Here is an 18569-nt window from a genome sequence, read left to right as displayed (position 1 = left end):
GACGCGTCCGATCCCCTCACGATCGCCGTCGGACGTTCAGGTCAGGTTCACGAGGAGCGGGACGGGCCGGCGTCGTCGGGCGGGAGCGGGCGTCGCGCGGCCGCGGTGAGGAGGTCGATCAGCGCTTCGATGCCGCTGAACGGCACCGGCTCCTCGCCGATGACCTCGACGAGGCCGTGCAGCGTACCCCCGGTTTGCTCGGGCTCCGCGAGCCGGACGACGACCGTTCGCACCGTGACTCCTCGCAGGTAGCGGGACCGATGCTCAACGATCGACGACGCCGGTTCAGGTCAGGTTCAGGTCGGCCGGGCCGGGAACATGGCAGGTCGCCCGGTAGCTCATTGCCGTTGACCGAGCGCAGTCAGTTCGGGGTGGAGGGCCAGCGGACGGTGATGACGACCCCCGTCGCCGTTCCCGCGTTCACACCGGATGCGGCGACGGCTCGATGTCGAGTTCGCGCATCAGGTCCGCGTACACCTGGTACCGCCGCCGCGCGTCGCCGCGCCGGCCCGCCTGGTCGAGCGCCAGGATGAGGGCCAGGTGGGCGCGCTCGTCGTACGGGTCGCGTTCGAGCAGTCGGAGCCAGTACCGGGCCGCCTCCTCGTAGTGCCCGGCGCCGGCCTCCTGGTCCGCGATGCGGGCGGCGGCCTGGGCGTAGGCGAGCCGGGCCTCCTCGCGCAGGGTCGTCGCCCAGTCCGCGTACGCGTCCTCCTCGCAGAAGTCGCCCGTGTACGCGGCCTCCGCGGCGCGCCAGCGGTCCAGTGCCTCGGCGCGCCGGTCGGCTTGGTCCAGCGCGGTCGCCTCGGCGACCCGGTCGAGGAAGTCGACGACGTCGACGTGCACGTGGTCCAGCTCGACGTGCAGCGATCCCGACGTGCTCGCCACGATGTGGTCCGCGGGCCAGGAGTGATCGGGGTCGAGCACGCCCCGGACGGTCGACACCATGACGTTCAGGCGCTTGAGCGACACGGCGTCGGCCCCGGCGTCGGGCCAGAGGATCTCCGCCAGCTGGTCCCGGGAGACCGGGCGGCCCCGGCGGGTGACCAGCACCTTCAGCAGGTCACGCGCCTTGCGGGACTGCCAGGCCGCGGTCGGGACCGGCACGCCGTCCCGGAGCACGCGGAACGTGCCGAGCGTCTGGACGACGATCCGCGGCTCCTCCGATGCCGACGCGCGGGAGGCCAGCGCCTCGATCTCCCCGTCCAGGGCGCGGCAGCCGATGGCGTGCATCCGGGACCGGACGCCCTCGGCGACCTCCGCCCCGGGACGCGCCGGCCCGAGCGTGGCCCGGACCAGCTCCGCCCGGGCCAGGCCGATGGGGTCACCGATCGTGCGCCAGCGCTGCACGGCCTGGTCCGCCACGCGCACGTCACCGTCCAGCTCCGCCCGCAGCTCGGCCGCCCGGGCCAGGCTCGCACGCTCGTTGCGCCGCGCCGCCTCCGCCTCGGCGCCGTCCAGGAGCCGCCGCGCGTCGTCCGGCCGACCACCGGTGATCGCGGCCCGGGCGCCGGCCAGCCACGCGGAGACCAGAGCCGTCCCGACGTGGTGCTCGGCCGCCTGGGCGGCGAGGTCGGCCGCGGCGGCCGGGTCGTCGGCCGCGAGCAGTTCCGCCAGGCCGGCCAGCGCCGTGCCGCGGGCCTGCGCGTCGCCCGCCTGCTCCGCGATCTCGGCCGCGCGCCGGAAGGCCGACGCCGCGGCGGTCGGGTGCCCCCTCAGCACGTGGATCTGGGCCTGCTGGGTCAGTCCGTAGCCCATCAGGCGGGCGCCCATGGCTTCCCAGCGCTCGACGGCGTCCCCGGCCTCGACCGCCGCTTCCTCCAGCCTCCCGAGCCGGATCAGGGTCTCCGCCCGGTTGGAGCGGGCCAGCGCCGCCCAGGGCGCGAACCCGGTGAGATCGCACAGCCGGATCGCGATCTCCAGCTCGGCGAGCGCCTCGGTGAACGCGCCCGCGGTGTGCTGCCTGGAGGCCCGGTTGCTGCGGATGCGGATCTGCTGCGCGACGTCGCCGGCGCGGGCCGCGTGGTCCAGCGCCTTGAGGTAGTGGGCGTCGTTGGCCCGCCCGTCGCCGTCGTAGGCGGCGAGCATGGCGAGGACGGTGTGCACCGCCGCGAGGGCGCGGTCGTCGCCGAGCCGCGTGGCCTGTTCCCTGGCCGTGTCGGCGAGGGCGGCGCACTCGGCGCGGTCGCCCTGCAGCCAGCGGACGGCGGCGGCCATCGCGGTGCACACGGCGGCGTCGGCGGCAGGGCGGCCGAGTTCGGCGCCGCGGCGGTAGACATCGAGCGCGGCGTGCAGTTCGCCGCGGAGGTGCTCGATGATGCCGAGCCGGTAGGCCACGGCGGAGTCGAACGCGCTTGCCTCGCCCGCGCGGAGGAGCAGGGCGCGTGCGGCGTCCCAGTCCCCGCGGTGGAAGTGCGCCAGTCCGGCGAGGCGAAGGTGTTCCGTGTTCCCCTGCTCCGTGTTGACTCGTCCCGCGGGTCGGGCCCCGGTCCCGCCGGCGCCGCTCGCCTCGTCTCCGTCCGCCGCGCCGCCGCCGATGTCCACCCCGATCCGCGCGAGCGCCGCGATCAGGTCGTCGGGGTGCTCGACGAGCGCCTCGCCGTGGTCGGCCAGCAGCGACTCGATGAGGTTGTCGTGGCGTGCCGCGACCGCCGCCTGCGCGGCGTGATGGGTGGCACCGTGCTCGACGTACCAGCGTGCCGCGACCTCGGCCACGTCGTGTGCCTCGTGCTCCTCGAGCGGCGCGTGGGAGTGGAGGACGCGCAGGCCGACGGGCGTGAGCCGGGACCCGTCGGCGCCGGATTCCATGAACAGCCCGCGCGACGTGATGCCGGGCAGCGTGTCGGGCGCGACGCCGAGAGCCGTGGCGAGCTGGTCGGTGACGACGGGGGCCACGGTCGCCGCGCGGAGCAGGAATCGGGGCTCGGCGGGCAGGGCGTCGAAGGCCCGGCGCGCGAGCTGGTCGAGTGCCTCGGAGGTCGCGGCCGCGACCGCCACCACGTCGGCCCAGGCGTCGGGGTCGGTGCGTGCCATGGCGTCCACGGCGGCGTGCGTGGCGGCGGGCCAGCCGCCGGTCGCGGCATGCAACGCGGACGCGACGCCCGCCGCGGCGTCGCCGATGCGGCGGCGCAGCCAGTCGGCGGTCTCCTGGGGCGTGAGCGTCAGGTCGGTGGCGTCGAACTCGAGCACCTCGTGGACCTGGCGGAGTCGCGCGATGGGGAACGGCAGCACGTCGCGGGAGGAGATCACGATGTGCAGGTGCGGCGGTGCGGTGCGGACCAGGGTCTCGACGAAGCGGCTCGCCGCGGGGGAGCCGGAGATTCCCTCGAGGCCGTCCAGGACGAGGACGAGGCTGCCGGTCAGGTGCGCGCCGAGCGCCTCGGACAGGGCTCCGGCCAGCGCGCTCGCCCGGGCGGACTCGCCGGCGACGGCGTCCGGTCCGAGCGGGGCGTCGACGGCCGTGACGATCTCGGACGGGAGGGCTGGTGCGCGCAGGCGCAGGGCGGAGATCACGCCGCCGCTGAGCCCGGTCAGCTCCTGGTCGGCCGGCCCGATCCGGTAGGCCGCGCCGCCGACGGCGCGCACCCAGGCGGACAGGACCGTGGACTTGCCGTAGCCCGCGGCCGCGACGAGCGTGGTGAGCCGGTGGGTGAGCGCTCCGTCGAGCCGCCGGTCGAGTCCGGGGCGGGGCTGTGACCAGTTGTGATCGACCACCGTCGGCCCCCTCCGCAGTCCCCCACCCGCATCGTAGCCGCGAGCGTGCGACGGCGGCAGGCCCGGGCGCGCATATCACCCGCCGCGCGCTCGCACCCGCCGGGCCGTCCGCTGCCGTCCACGAAGCTGAACGATTCGCTAACGATCGGTCCGCGGGGAATTCAACGGCGGCGTCCGGCCCGACTGGTGGCATGATCGACCCCGAAATCGCCGAACACCGGGCGCCGGAGCGCCCTGACAGAGACTGGAGGGCCCGTGCCCGGAGAGAACCTCACGCGAGCCGAGGCCGTCGAGCGCGCCGATGTCGTCACCGTCGACTCCTACGCGATCGACCTCGACCTGACGACCGGACCGACGACGTTCGCGTCCACCACGACAGTGCGCTTCGCCGCTGCCCCTGGAGCCGCCACGTTCATCGACCTCGTGGCGCCGGCGGTGCGGTCGGTGGTCCTGAACGGGCGCGAGCTGGACCCGGCCGTCGTGTTCGCCGATTCCCGGATCGCCCTGGAGGGGCTGGCCGCCGAGAACGAGCTGACCGTCGTCGCCGACTGCGCCTACACGAACACGGGGGAGGGGCTGCACCGCTTCGTGGACCCGGTGGACGGCGAGGTCTACCTGTACACGCAGTTCGAGGTCCCGGACTCGCGTCGCGTGTTCGCGGTGTTCGAGCAGCCCGACCTCAAGGCGACCTACCAGTTCACGGTGACGGCGCCGGAGTACTGGGAGGTCGTGTCGAACGAACCGACGCCGGCGCCCGTGGCGGCGACGCACGCCACGGACGCGTCGGTGAAGGCGGCGACGTGGACGTTCGCCCCCACGCCGCGCATCTCGTCGTACATCACGGCGCTCGTGGCCGGCCCGTACGCCGTCGAGCGGAGCTCCCTGACGTCGGCGGACGGCCGCGAGATCGCGCTCGGCGCGTTCTGCCGCAAGTCGCTGAGCGAGTACTTCGACGCGGACTACATCTTCGAGACCACGCGCAAGGGCTTCGAGTTCTACGAGAACCTCTTCGGCGTCCCCTACCCGTTCACGAAGTACGACCAGCTCTTCGTGCCCGAGTACAACATGGGCGCGATGGAGAACGCCGGCTGCGTCACGTTCACCGAGTCGTACGTGTTCCGGTCGAAGGTGACCGACGCCGTCCGGGAGCGTCGCGTGGTGACGATCCTGCACGAGCTGGCGCACATGTGGTTCGGCGACCTGGTCACCATGAAGTGGTGGAACGACCTGTGGCTGAACGAGTCCTTCGCGGAGTACATCTCGACGCTGGCGACGGCGGAGGCGACGGAGTACGACGCCGCGTGGACGACCTTCGCGGCGATGGAGAAGGCGTGGGCCTACCGGCAGGACCAGCTGCCCTCGACACACCCGATCGTGGCGGAGATCCGTGACCTGGAGGACGTCCAGGTCAACTTCGACGGCATCACGTACGCCAAGGGCGCCTCCGTGCTCAAGCAGCTCGTCGCCTGGGTGGGCCGCGAGGCGTTCGTCGCCGGCGTGTCCGCCTACTTCGGCAAGCACGCGTGGGGCAACACGGAGCTGCCCGACCTGCTGACGGAGCTCGAGGCGACGTCGGGCCGGGACCTCACCGAGTGGTCCGCGAAGTGGCTGGAGACGGCGGGCGTGAACACGCTGCGGCCGCACGTGGAGACGGACTCGCACGGCCGGATCACGTCGTTCACGGTGGAGCAGACGGCGCCGGCCGAGTGGCCGACGCTGCGCCCGCACCGGCTCGGGATCGGTTTCTACTCGCTGAACGACGCCGGGAAGCTGGAGCGGGTGCACCGCGCGGAGGTGGACGTCGACGGCGAGCGCACCGACGTCCTCGAGCTGGTCGAGCTGGACCGCCCGGCCCTCGTGCTGCTGAACGACGACGACCTGGCGTACGCGAAGATCCGGCTCGACGAGGAGTCGCTGGCCGTCGCGGTGCAGTACCTGTCGCAGATCACCGATCCGCTGGCGCGGTCCCTCGTGTGGGGGTCGGCGTGGGACGCGGTGCGCGACGGCGAGACGCCGGCGTCGTCGTACGTGGACCTGGTCCTCGGCAACATCGCCGCCGAGACCGAGTCGACCACGGTGCGGACCACGCTCAACCAGCTCGTGCTCGCGATCCGGCAGTACGTTGCCCCGGGCGCGCGTCCGGGGACGCTCGTGCGCGCGGGGGACCGGCTCGCCGAGCTCGCCCGCGGCGCCGAGGCGGGCTCTGACCTGCAGTTCCAGCTCGTGAAGTTCTTCGCGCACCTGGCTTCGACCCAGGAACACGTGGCGCTGCTCCAGGGCCTGATGGACGGGTCGACGACGCTCGACGGGCTGGAGATCGACACCGACCTGCGCTGGGAGCTGCTCGAAGGGCTCGTGCTGAACGGTGCGGCCGGCGAGGAGGAGATCGCGGCGACGCTGGCCGAGGACGACACCGCCACCGGGCGCCAGTCCGCGGCCCGGGCGCGCGCGACGGTCCCGACCACCGGGTCCAAGCTGGCGGCGCTGGAGTCGGTGGTGTCCGACTCGGAGGCCCCGAACGCCATCATCCGGAACACGGGCCTCGGGTTCGTGCATGTCAACGACGCGACCGTGCTGGCGCCGGTGGTGGAGCCGTACCTCGACGCGGTGCTCCGCGTGTGGGAGGAGCGGTCGTACCACATCGCCGAGGAGATCATCGAGGGCTTCTACCCGGCCCCGCTCGCCTCGGTGGAGCTGCGCGATGCCGTCGCGGCGTGGCTGGCCGACCACGAGGACGCCGCCCCGGCGCTGCGCCGTCTCGTGGTGGAGGGCCTGGCGGGCACGGAGCGCGCCCTGCGCGCGCAGGCGGCCGACGCGGGGGCCTGAGGCCGTTCCGATGCCGAGCGATCGGCCGGATGTCGTGAGATCGGTCCCCCGGGGAGCCGACTTCACGACATCCGACCGACGTCGTCGCCTCCTCACGCGATGACGTCGCGGAAGTGGACACCGCGCGGGCGATATCCTCGCTTCGTCGTATGATCCAAGGTCGATCGTGTCCGAGAGAAGGAGCCGCATGTCCGGAACGGTGCCCCCTCCGCCGCCGCCCGAGGGGTGGGACGACGAAGGAAACGGCGGGGCCGACGCGGCCTCGGCCGCCTCTTCCGCGGCCGCCTCGCCGGCCGCGCAGGTGCCGGGCCCGCAGCGGGTCTCGGCGACGACACGGATGCCCCCGGCCATCTCGCCCACGTCGCAGTTCTCCGACGCGGTGACGCCCGCCCCGGCGCCGCCGGTGCAGCAGCCCGGGTACGCACCGCAGCAGGCGTACCCGCCGCAGCCGGGCTACGACCAGCAAGGTTATCCGCAGCAGCAGGGCTACGCCCCGCAGGGGTATGCCCAGGGCTACCCTCCGCAGGGCTACGCCCAGCCCGGCTACGAGCAGCAGGGCTACCCCCAGCAGCCGGGGTACCCGCAGCAACAGCAGGGCTACCCGCAGCAGGGTTACGCGCCGCAGGGCTACGCCCAGCCCGGCTACGAACAGCAGGGCTACGAGCAGGCCCCCGCGCGCCGCCGGCTCAGCCCGGGCTGGATCGCCTTCATCGCGCTCGACGTCGTCCTCGTGATCGCGGCGATCGTGTTCGCGGTGAACCTCATGTCGAACGACGGCGGCGATCGGACCGACCCTGTCGGGAACAACCCGGAGGCCGCCAACTCGGAGTCCGCCGGCGGGGGCGAGGACTCCGAGCCCGAGGGGCCGAAATACGCGACCGGCCTGGAGCTGGACGCGCCGGGCGCGAAGGTCTTCGCGGCGCCGTCGGGCAACATCACCTGCACCATCTCCGCCAACGCCGCGACGTGCGGCATCGTCGAGCTGAACAACGAGCCGGCGCCCGACGGGTGCGACGGCGTTCAGGGCCACATCGTGGCGCTCGACCAGTCGGGGACGCTGACCGTCCCGTGCGTGGCGAAGAAGGACAAGCCGGTCGTGGCGTCGGGCCTGAAGGTCCTGCAGTACGAGAAGAAGCAGAAGGCCCACGGCTACACCTGCGTGAGCAGGACCACCGGCATGTCGTGCACCCACGACGCGACCGGGTCGACCTTCACCATCGCCAGGGCGGGAATCTCCCAGTCCTGACCGGCCGGCGCCCGGCACCCGGGCGCCGGGCCGGGGCGCGCCGGTCCTGCCCGTCGCCACCTGCCCGCTCCCGGCCGGACGCGTCACGACGCCGCCGCGCTGCTCCACGACTGTTGACAGCGTTGTCACCGTGCTGCGAGGGTGGGCCCCGGGCGCCGCCGTCGTGGGCGGTGCGTCCCTCGACGTCGCGGGAGACACGAAGGAGTGACCGATGCAGGTCCACGCATTCCGATCGGGCGGCGCCGTCGCCGTCCTCGCACTGCTTCTCGCCGGGGCGTCCGCGGTTCCCGCGGCGCGGCCGGCGCTCGCCGCGAGCGGGGAGGCTGCCGCGGACGCCGTCGCGCCGCCGGTGGTCGCCGCGGGCGAGTCCCTCACGGACCACGTCAACCCGTTCATCGGCACCCAGGACGACGGCAACACCTACCCCGGCGCGGCCGTCCCGTTCGGCATGGTGCAGTTCTCCCCGGACACCGGCCACTACGCCGGCTACGACTACGACCAGGACCGCATCCGCGGCTTCTCGCTCGTGCACCTGTCCGGCGTGGGGTGCGGGCTCGGCGGGACCCTGCCCGTGCTGCCCACCACCGGCGAGGTGACGAACACCGACAACGCCGAGTACGCCCTCGGCTACTCGCACGACGACGAGGAAGCGGCGCCCGGCTACTACCGGGTGAGCCTGGACAGCGGGGCCGGCGCGATCGGCGCCGAACTCTCGGCGACCACCCGGACCGCCGTCCAGCGCTACACGTTCCCCGCCACCGAACAGGCGAACGTGCTGCTCAACACCGGCCAGGCCCTCAACGGCGTCGACAGTTCCGCGGTGCGGATCACGGGTGACCGCACCGTCGAGACCGAGATCACCGTCAGTGGCTTCTGCCAGGCCACCGAGCCGCAGACGATCCACACCGTCACCACCTTCGACCGGCCGTTCACCTCCCACGGCACCTGGGCGGGCGACGAGGTCACCGACGGCTCCGGCGAGTCCTCGGGCGGCGGGCGTCGCGGCGCCTACGTCACGTTCGACACGACGGACGGCGACACCGACGTCGAGGCGGTGACCGCGATGAGCTACGTCGGCCCGGACGGCGCCCGCCGGAATCTCGAGGCCGAGCGCTCCACGTTCGACGACGCGCGCGCCGCCGCCGCGGACGCCTGGGAGGAGCGGCTCGCAGGCGTCCGCGTGGCCCGCGGCACGCGCGAGGACCTGCGCACCTTCTACTCGTCGCTGTACCGCAGCTTCCTGGCGCCGAACGTCGCCTCCGACGTCGACGGCCGCTACCGCGGCTGGGACCAGGAGGTGCACGAGGCGGAGGAGGACTTCACCTATTACCAGAACTTCTCCCTCTGGGACACGTACCGCACCCAGCAGCAGCTGCTCTACCTGCTGGCGCCGGACGAGTCGGCGGACATGGCGCTGTCGCTCGTGCGGCAGGGCCAACAGGGCGGCTGGCTCCCGCGCTGGGGCTACGGCGCCGTCGAGACGAACATCATGACGGGCGACCCCGTGACCCCGTTCCTCGTCAGCGCGTGGAACCAGGGCCTGCTGGAGGGGCACGAGGAGGAGGCGTACGAGCTGCTGCGCGAGAACGCCGACCGCGTGCCGGCGCCGGACACCCCGTTCAACGGCCGCGCGGCGAACGCGGAGTACATCGAGCACGGTTTCGTGCCGCACGAGCCGTCCCGCTCCGGCAAGCCGGGTGACTACGACTTCGACCACGGCGGCTCCGCCAGCCTGGAGTACGCGCTCGCCGACGCGATGCTCGCGACGATGGCCGAGGGCCTCGGGCACGACGACGACGCGGCCCGCTACGCCGCGCGCGGGCAGAGCTTCCGCAACGTGTTCGATCCGCGCACCGGGGCCTTCCGCGCGCGGGGCGTCGACGGGATGTTCGTGGGCGACCCGGATCCCGCGCACTCCGAGGGGTTCCACGAGGGCACCGCCGTCCAGTACCAGTGGCTCGTCCAGCAGGACGTGCCCGGACTGTTCGACCTGCTCGGCGGCACCCGGGCGGCGGTCCGCGACCTCGATGCCTTCTTCGCCTACGAGCAGCTCCTGGAGGACCCGGAGGGCACGGCCCGTGACGTGTGGGTCAACGGGACCTACGACTACTACGGCTGGGAGACGTACAACCCGAACAACGAGCCGAACCTGCACGCGCCCTACATGTACCTGTGGGCGGGCGAGCCGTGGAAGACGACGGACGTCGTGCGCGCCGCGGCGACCCTGTTCACCGACGGCCCGCACGGCGTGACCGGCAACGACGACCTCGGCACCATGTCCGCGTGGCACGTGCTCTCCTCCGTCGGGATCTACCCGATCGCACCCGGCGCCGACCTGTGGGGGCTGTCCACGCCGCGGTTCGACGACGTGCGGATCGCCCTCGACGAGGACGTCTTCGGCACGGATGAGCTGCACCTCACGGCCGAGGGCGTGACGGACCAGGAGCGTTACACGCAGGCCGTCGCGCTCGGCGGCGAGCCGCTGGACCGCGCCTGGGTCACCGGCGACGAGCTCGTCGTCGCGGGGAGTCTCGACGTCGTCGTCGGCTCCGCGCCGTCGGACTGGGCGACGGCGCCGGAGGCGTCGCCGGGTGCGGTCGCGCCCGGGGAGCGCACGACCACGGGTCTCGGCGCCGGAGTGAGCCCGGCTCATCCGGTGGTGCGGCCGGGCGGTACGACCGAGCTCCGGCTCGACGTCGTCGCCCAGGCTCCTCGCGCGGCCTCGGGGAAGGTGAAGGTCACCGCCCGTGGCCCGCTGGACGCCGACGTGGAGCCGGCGCGGTGGCGTGTGCGGTCCGACGGCCTGCCGGCCACCGTCGAGGGGACCGTCGTGGTGCGTGCCGGCGCGGACGCGCGGCCGGGCGAGTACCGCGTCAAGGTCAAGGTCAGCGATCGGTCCGGGCGGCACGTCAAGCGCGAGGTGCCCGTGGTCGTGGCAGCCGGCTCCTGGGTGTCGGAGGCGTTCGACAACGTCGGCATCGGCGACGCCGGCGAGGCCAACGCGGACCTCGACGGGGGCGGTGCCTACCTGCTGCGCGAGCCGCTCGCCGAGCTCGGAGCGGTGCAGGGTCTCGAGCTGACCGTCCCGGGGACCGACCTCACCTATGTGCTCGGCGCACCGGACGCGGGGGAGCCGGACAACATCGCCGCGTCGGGCGAGACGCTCGCCGTGCCGGAAGCGCTCCGGGACGCCACCCGTGTCGCCGTCGTCGGTACCAGCACCCACGGGACGCACGGCGGAGACCTCGTCCTCACGTTTACGGACGGGACCACGGCCTCCGCCGAGGTCGCGCTGCCGGACTGGTGCGGCGGGCCCGGCGACGCCGTCGTGGTCGCGCGGCCCTCCGCCCGGGGCGCGGGCACCGACGTCCAGAACATCGGCTGCGGGCTGTTCTCGACGGCGCCGATCCCGGTGCCCGAGGGCAAGGACCTGGCGAGCGTCACCCTGCCGGACGACGAGCGCTTCCACGTCTTCGCCATCGCCACGGACGCCGGCCGGGTCGGGTGATGTGATCGGTCGGATGTCGAGTGGTCGGTCGGATGTCGGACGATCGGCTCCCCGGGCGGCCGATCGTCCGACGTCGGGCCGACCTCACGCCCACGCCCGCACGCGGATGACAGCGTTGTCGTCCGGAGTTCCGCCCGCGTTCAGCGGGGCGACACCGCGCGGCTCCCTGCCCCTTCGAGACTTGACCGGATCCGACCGTGGGGCGCGTCGCCCCGCACCAGGAAGAGGAACGACATGCCCACACCCCTCAGCAGAGCGCTGGTCGCGGCCGGCCTGGCCGCCACGCTGCCGCTGACCATGGCGGCGCCGGCCACAGGCGTGCCGCACACAGGCGCCTTCCTCGCCGACGGCTGGTCCTGGGACTGGCCGGGTGGCTGGCCCTGGGAGTGGCCCGGCGGTGACCACGGCTCGCGCCTCGCCCCGTTCGACGCCGTCGACCCGTTCATCGGCACCGAGCTCGACACGACGGAGAACAAGTCGAACGACGCCTACGGCAACACCTTCCCGGGTGGCACCGTCCCGTTCGGCCTCGTCCAGAACAGCCCCACCACCTACCGCGAGGGCCACAACGGGGAGAAGGGCGGCTACGAGTACACGGGTGACCGCCTGCGCGGCTTCGGCCTCACCCGCATCTCCGGCACCGGCTGCACCGGTGCCTACGGCGGCTTCGACGTCCCGATCCTCCCCTTCACCGGGAGCCTGTCCGACGACGGCGCCCTCCCCGCGGACCCCAGCACGTCGATCCGGGACTACTACCTGCCGTTCGACCACGACGCCGAGCGGGCCGAGCCGGGCTACTACTCCGTCACCACGGACAACGGCGTCACCACGGAGCTCACGGCGACGACGCGCACCGCCGTCAGCCGCTTCGCGTTCCCCGACGACGGCGGGGCCACCCTCCTGCTGAACGCCGCCGGCTCCAACAACACGGTCGAGGCCGCCGACCTCACCGTCGACCCCGCCACCCGCACCGTCAGCGGCACGGTCCGCGCCGGCTCGATGTGCAACCAGGGCACGTTCTACGACCTGCACTTCTCCGCGGTCTTCGACGCCCGCTTCGTCTCGCACGGCACGTGGGACGACGGCGAGGTCACGCCGGGCGCCCGCACGGCGTCGTCGGACCGGAAGCACGGCGCCGGCGCCTTCCTGACCTTCCGGCCGGGCACGACGGTCACCGCGAAGATCGGCATCAGCTACACGAGCGTCGAGAACGCCGCGCTCAACCGCGCCAAGGAGGTCGATCGCCACAAGAGCTTCCGGGCGGTGCGGATCTCCGCGAAGCACGCGTGGCAGCGGGCGCTCGGCGCGATCGACGTCGCCGGCGGCACCCGCGAGGCGCGCACCAAGCTGTACACGGCGCTCTACCACGCGCTGCACAACCCGAACGTGTTCGAGGACGTCAACGGCGAGTACATCGGGTACGACGGCGAGTTGCACCGCATGGGGCGCGGCGAGCACCTGTACGTGAACTTCGCCGGCTGGGACCACTACCGGGGGCACACGCAGCTCCTCGCGATGCTCTACCCCGAGGTCGCGAGCGACATCAACGCCTCGCTCGTGACCATGGCCGAGCAGACCGGAACCTGGTACGACGGGCCGACCTACAACCTGGTGCAGGCCCGCATGGCCGCGGACTCGCTGCCGATCGCCCTGGCCGCCGCCGACGACTTCGGCGCGACCGACTACGACCGGGAGGCCGCCCTCGCGTCCCTCCTGGAGACGCAGTCCCTGCCGGGCGACGCCAGCACCCGCCCCGACGCCTACCAGTACCTGGCCGCGGGTTTCGTGGAGAACCGCAAGTCGAACTTCGCCACGGCGCGCACGCTCGAGTACTCGGTGGAGGACTTCGCGATCGCGCAGCTCGCCCGCCGTCTGGGCGACGAGGACTCGTACGACGCGTTCATGGCCCGGGCGCAGCACTGGCAGAACGTCTTCGACCCGGTCACCCGGCACATCCGGCCGCGTGAGCGCACCGGCTTCGACCGCGGGTTCGACCTGCGGGTGCGGGACGACTCGTCCGGCCGGGGCCAGTTCAACCAGTCCACCGGCTACCAGTACGGCTGGATGGTGCCGCACAACATCGGCGCGCTCGTGGAGGCGCGCGGGGGCGTGGAGGCGTCCGAGGACGCGCTCGACGTGCTCATGGCGAACCTCGACGTCGGCGCCTACACGCAGACCGGCAACTACCTGAGCAACGAGCCCTCCTTCAACAGCCCGTGGGTCTACAACTGGCTCGGCAAGCCGCACAAGACCACCGACGTGCTGTACCGGGCGGTCGGCGAGCTGTACGACACGACGCCCTCCGGCCTGCCCGGCAACGACGACCAGGGCGCCCTGTCCGCCTGGTACGTCTGGGCCAACCTCGGGATCTACCCCGCGATCTACGGCACCGCCGACCTCGTGGTGAGCGCCCCGATGTTCGACCGGATCCGGATCGACGCCGCCGACAGCCGCCGCGACTACACGATCGTGGCACCCGGGGTGTCGGATGGGAAGCGCTACACGACCGGTCTCCGGGTGAACGGCGAGCGGCAGTCCGCGTCCTGGGTGGACGCGTCGTTCGCCCGGAGCGGCGGCACGCTGCGGTTCACCATGAGCGACACCCCGGACGACTGGGGCACCGGCACCGACGACGTCCCGCCGTCGCACGACGACGGCCGCGACGCCCGCAACAACGTCGGCACCACCCACGACGGCCGCGGCAACATGGGCTCCATCGATCTGTCCGACTGGTCGTACTCGCGCGAGAGCCTCGCGGCCGAGGGCGTCACCCCGGGCGGCGAGGTGCGCTTCGAGGCCGCTGACATCACCTTCACCTGGCCGGATGCCGCGGAGGGCGAACCCGACAACTGGATCGTCGCGGGGCAGCGCGTCGACGTCGAGGACACCGAGGCCGCCGCGATCTCCTTCCTGGGGCTGGCGACCAACGGCCCGGCGTCGGGCACCGCGCACGTCGAGTACACCGACGGGTCGCGTCAGGCGGTGCGGGTGCACCTCACCGACTGGGCCCAGGGCGCCGGCGGCGGGAACACCGCGCTCGTCGAGACCGCCGGGCGCAACCACCGCAACGGGACGTCCGGCGGCGGCACCTTCCGCGTCTTCGCCACCCAGCCCGCGGTGCTGGACGAGACGAAGACGGTCGACGCCGTCGTGCTCCCGGAACACACCGACCGCGGCATCATGCACGTCTTCGACGTCGCGACCACCACCACGCCGTACGTCGACCCCGACGCTCCCACCGGCGAGCCGAGCCGCGTCGTGCTCACCCCGCCCGCCGACCCCGCGACGTCGCAGAACGTCACCTGGCGCACCGCCAGTCCGCTGCCGGTCGACGGCGTGGCCGAACTGCGCGAGGTGTCCGACGGCGGTCCGGGTGAGGTGCGCACCGTCGACGCCGTCGAACAGCCGGAGCGGCACGTCGACGGCTACCCAGCGCGCAGCCACTCGGCGTCGTTCACCGGCCTGGCGCCGGACACGACGTACGAGTACCGCGTGGGCGACGCCGGCCGGTGGTCCGGCTGGCACCGGTTCACGACGGCGAGCGGCGGCGCCGACCCGTTCACGTTCCTGTACTTCGGCGACGCGCAGGAGGGGATCGCCGACGAGTGGGCGAACACGGTGGACATGGCGTTGGACGCGCACCCGTCCGCCGAGGTCAGCCTGTACGCGGGCGACCTCGTGAACACCGCGACGAACCAGCTCGAGTGGTCCGACTGGTTCGACGCGAACGCGGACCTGCGCACCCGCACCAACGTGCTCGCGGCACTGGGCAACCACGAGATCGGCGGGCAGCCGCTCGCCGAAAACTTCCGCGACCACTTCGAGTACGAGCGCAACGGGCCGGTGCCGTCCGACGCGCGCGAGTACGCCGCCGACTACGGCGAGCACGTCGCCGACGCGATGACCGACACCGTGTACCACACCGACTACCAGGGCGTCCGATTCGTGACGGTGAACGCGAACCGCGACGACATCTGTGCCCTCGTGCGGCCGCCCGGGCTCGCGGACTACGACTGCGACGAGGGCCGCCGGGCGTGGATGACCATGCAGGCGACCTGGCTGGAGCGGGTGCTCGCCGAGAACCCGCTCGACTGGGCGGTCGTGATGACGCACCAGCCGGTGTTCTCCAACTCGATCGACGGCAACGGCAACCCGCGCGACGAGGACGACTGGCGCCAGTACATCCTGCCCGTGCTGGAGACCAGCGACGTCGACCTCGTGCTGCAGGGGCACGACCACACCTACGGCCGCGGCTACCACACGATGGACATCACGGAGACCGAGGGCGTCACCACCGGGCCCGTGTACGCGATCTCGAACGGAGGGCGCAAGCAGTACGTGCTCAACCGCGGCGAGTCCGTGTGGGAGGCGAACGGCGCCGTGGCCGTGAAGCAGGCGCAGGACGTGTCCGCCTACCAGGCGATCAGCGTCGACGGCGGCACGCTGCGCTACGAGTCCGTCGCGACGTACGTGGTGCCCGGCGGCGAATCGCCGGTCGAGGTCGGCGAGACGCTCGACGAGTTCACCATCACGAAGTACGACTCCGGCGCCAAGTGGGTCACCGAGCCCGGCGTCGAGATCCCGGACGAGTCCGTGCCGTCCGCGGCCTGGGGCCTGCCGGGCGACGAGCCGTTCGACCCCGAGACGTTCGGCGAGGTCGTGTTCGACGACGACTTCGGCACCGACCGGCTCGCCGAGTACACGGCGTACGGGGACGACGGCGAACCCGCGGCCGCGCTGTCCGTGGACACCGAGGCCGGCGTGCTGGAGGCGACTGCCGACGGGCGCCGCTGGAGCCACCTGGCGCTGCCGGCGACCGCGGGCGACCGGTTCGCGCTCGTGGTGGAACCCGAGTCGTTCGCCGGGAGGGGCGCGGCGGAGGACTCGATGTTCCTCGGGATCACCGACGGGCCCGGCAACCGCGCGCACAGCTGGTACAACCACACGCGCGGCAGCAGCGGGATCGACGTGGTCGTGGACGGCGAGGGGAAGGGGCTGTCCGCAGGTGTGGGGCCGCTCGACGTGCGGTGGGAGCCGGGTGACCGGCTCGCGACCGTCGTCGACCACGGCGAGCTGACGTCGTGGATCGAGCACGACGGCGAATGGCGCGAGATCCGGTCCGGGCTGCTGCCGCTGACGATGTCGCGGGACGACGTCACGGGATGGCAGCCGACGATCAGCCTGCGGCTCGATCCGGGGACGATCGCGGTGGACCGGGTGATGCTGCTGCGGGGGTAGGTTGTCCAGGTTTGCTGGATGTTAGCGGTCTCACGCTATGCTCGCTCGCGCACCACCCGCTCGCGCGGGTGCCGCGCGCCATCGGATCCGTCGGGGGATCGGTGGTGTCGCCCTCCAACGTTGAAGGGGAAGACAGGACGCGAATGCGAGTGATGCGGAAGAGAATCGCGGCGGTGGCGTCGGCCGCCGCTGCCTGCCTGGCGCTGGCCGCGTGCGGGACCGGGACGGCGGAGAGCGCCGAGCCCTCCCTGCGGACGCACGAGAAGGTCGCCGTCTACACCTGGTGGGCAGCGGGCGTGGAGAAACAGGGCCTGGACGCGCTGGTGGAGGTGTTCGAGAAGCAGCACCCCGGGATCGAGTTCGTCAACGACGGTCTCATGGGCGGCGGTGGCAGTTCGACGTCGAAGGAGCACCTGCAGTCGCGGCTCGAGACGGAGGACCCGCCGGACGTGTTCGTCGCGCACGCGGGTGCGGAGCTGCAGGACTACATCAAGGACAAGTACATCCAGGACGTGTCGGCACTCTACGAGGAGTTCGGCCTGACCGAGGCGTTCCCGGAGGATCTCATCGACCGGCTGTCCACGAAAAACGGCAAGATCTACTCGATCCCCTCGAACATCCACCGCGCCAACCTGCTCTGGGTCAACCCCGCCGTGCTGGAGCAGCACGGCCTCGAGGCGTCCGGCGAGTACGACACCCTCGACGCGTTCCTCGCGGACCTCGAGAAGCTGAAGAAGGCCGGGGTCGAGGCGCCGCTGTCCGTCGGGACCACCTGGCCCCAGGTGCACCTGCTCGAGACCACGCTGCTCGCCGACCTCGGCCCCGAGGCGTACAGCGGCCTCTGGAACGGCAGCACCGACTGGAACGACCCGCGTGTCACCACCGCGCTCGAGCACTACGGCAAGCTGATGAGCTACACCAACGCCGACCGCGACACGCTCGAATGGGACGGCGCCAGCGCGATGGTCATCGCGGGGGACTCGGCGTTCAACATCATGGGGGACTGGGCCCTCACCGCGTACAACTCCGAGGACATGACCTACGGGGACGACTACCGGGTCGTCCCCGCCCCGGGAACCTCGGGGACGTTCGACTTCCTCGCCGACTCGTTCACCATGTCGACCGGCATCCTCGACGAGGACAGCGCGAAGGCCTGGCTGCAGACGGTCAGCTCGAAGGAGGGGCAGGTCGCGTTCAACAAGATCAAGGGCTCGATCCCGGCCCGGACCGACGTCGACGCGGCGCAGTTCAGCGAGTACCAGAGGACCGCCATCGAGTCGTTCGGCCAGGACACGATCGTGTCGTCCGTGACGCACGGCGCGGCGGTCCCGATCGCGCAGCTCGACAAGATCACGACGGCGGTGGTGGAGTTCAACTCCGGGTCGACCGATGTGGTGGCGTTCCAGGCGGCCTTGGCGGCGTCGGGCGGCTGAGCCCCTGTGCGGGACGCAGCGGCGCGGCAGAGGATGCCGCGCCGCTGTTGTTTCAGCCTTTGACGGAGCCGGACATGAGGCCGCCGACGAAGTACTTGCCGAGGATGATGTAGACCAGCAGGGTGGGCAGGGAGGCCAGGAGGGCGCCGGCCATGGAGACGCCGTAGTTCTGCAGCAGGGCGCCGTTGGCAAGGTTGTTGAGGGCGATGGTGACGGGGCCGTTCTGGCTGGAGGAGAAGAACACGGCGAACAGGAAGTCGTTCCACGCGTTGGTGAACTGCCAGATGAGGACGACGGTGAAGCTGGGGACGGAGATGGGGAGCAGCACGTTCCAGTAGGTGCGCAGCATGCCGGCGCCGTCGACCCGGGCCGCCTCGATGAGCTCGGCGGGAACGGTCGAGTAGTAGTTGCGGAAGATCAGCGTGGTGATGGGGATGCCGTAGATGACGTGCAGGAGGATCAGGGTGGGGATGCCGGTGGGGATGCCGATGCCCAGGACGAGCTGGTTCAGGGGGATCATGACGGCTTGGTAGGGGATGAACATCCCGAACAGGATGAGGGTGAAGACGATGTCGGCGCCCTTGAAGCGCCAGCGGGCCAGCACGAA

General features: G+C 72.2%; 8 protein-coding genes. 5 read left to right on the top strand and 3 right to left on the bottom strand.

The features are described 5' to 3' along the window. Positions 1-47: 47 nt before the first annotated feature. Complete coding sequence (locus IIE03_RS16530; protein ID WP_192863868.1) at positions 48-233, bottom strand: hypothetical protein; 186 nt, start codon at positions 231-233, stop codon at positions 48-50. A 187-nt stretch (positions 234-420) separates the two neighbouring features. After that, on the bottom strand, positions 421-3711 hold the full coding sequence (locus tag IIE03_RS26790; protein WP_192863867.1) for a BTAD domain-containing putative transcriptional regulator: 3291 nt from the start codon (positions 3709-3711) through the stop codon (positions 421-423). Between the two features lie 255 nt (positions 3712-3966). Here IIE03_RS26790 and pepN point away from each other — a divergent pair, with 255 nt between their 5' ends. The 5 genes from pepN to IIE03_RS16500 all read left to right on the top strand — a co-directional run bounded on the left by pepN (position 3967) and on the right by IIE03_RS16500 (position 17962). Then, on the top strand, positions 3967-6537 hold the full coding sequence (gene pepN / locus IIE03_RS16520) for an aminopeptidase N (protein ID WP_192863866.1): 2571 nt from the start codon (positions 3967-3969) through the stop codon (positions 6535-6537). A 187-nt stretch (positions 6538-6724) separates the two neighbouring features. Further along, complete coding sequence (locus tag IIE03_RS25980) at positions 6725-7783, top strand: hypothetical protein (RefSeq protein ID WP_225997897.1); 1059 nt, start codon at positions 6725-6727, stop codon at positions 7781-7783. A gap of 211 nt (positions 7784-7994) precedes the next feature. Beyond that, complete coding sequence (locus IIE03_RS16510) at positions 7995-11291, top strand: GH92 family glycosyl hydrolase (RefSeq protein WP_192863865.1); 3297 nt, start codon at positions 7995-7997, stop codon at positions 11289-11291. Positions 11292-11525: 234 nt separating this feature from the next. Further along, positions 11526-16529 (top strand): GH92 family glycosyl hydrolase, encoded by a 5004-nt coding sequence (locus IIE03_RS16505; protein ID WP_192863864.1) that lies wholly within the window; start codon positions 11526-11528, stop codon positions 16527-16529. Between the two features lie 152 nt (positions 16530-16681). Beyond that, positions 16682-17962 carry an ABC transporter substrate-binding protein gene (locus IIE03_RS16500; RefSeq protein WP_225997896.1) on the top strand — a complete coding sequence of 427 codons (1281 nt, stop codon included), beginning with the start codon at positions 16682-16684 and terminating at the stop codon, positions 17960-17962. 52 nt (positions 17963-18014) lie between these two features. On the opposite strand, the gene IIE03_RS16495 is transcribed toward IIE03_RS16500, so the two are convergent. After that, positions 18015-18569: carbohydrate ABC transporter permease (locus IIE03_RS16495; protein ID WP_192862201.1), on the bottom strand; the 555-nt coding region annotated here is incomplete at its 5' end.

The organism is Myceligenerans pegani (assembly GCF_014892515.1).
GTDB lineage: Bacteria > Actinomycetota > Actinomycetes > Actinomycetales > Cellulomonadaceae > Myceligenerans > Myceligenerans pegani.
The sequence above is the reverse complement of the archived record's forward strand: the minus strand, read 5'-3'. Positions and strand labels throughout refer to the sequence as shown.

Coding starts and splice junctions, on each gene's coding strand:
- IIE03_RS25980 (WP_225997897.1), top strand. CDS start 6,725: ATGTCCGGAACGGTGCCCCCTCCGCCGCCGCCCGAGGGGTGGGACGAC.
- IIE03_RS16500 (WP_225997896.1), top strand. CDS start 16,682: ATGCGGAAGAGAATCGCGGCGGTGGCGTCGGCCGCCGCTGCCTGCCTG.
- IIE03_RS16505 (WP_192863864.1), top strand. CDS start 11,526: ATGCCCACACCCCTCAGCAGAGCGCTGGTCGCGGCCGGCCTGGCCGCC.
- IIE03_RS16510 (WP_192863865.1), top strand. CDS start 7,995: ATGCAGGTCCACGCATTCCGATCGGGCGGCGCCGTCGCCGTCCTCGCA.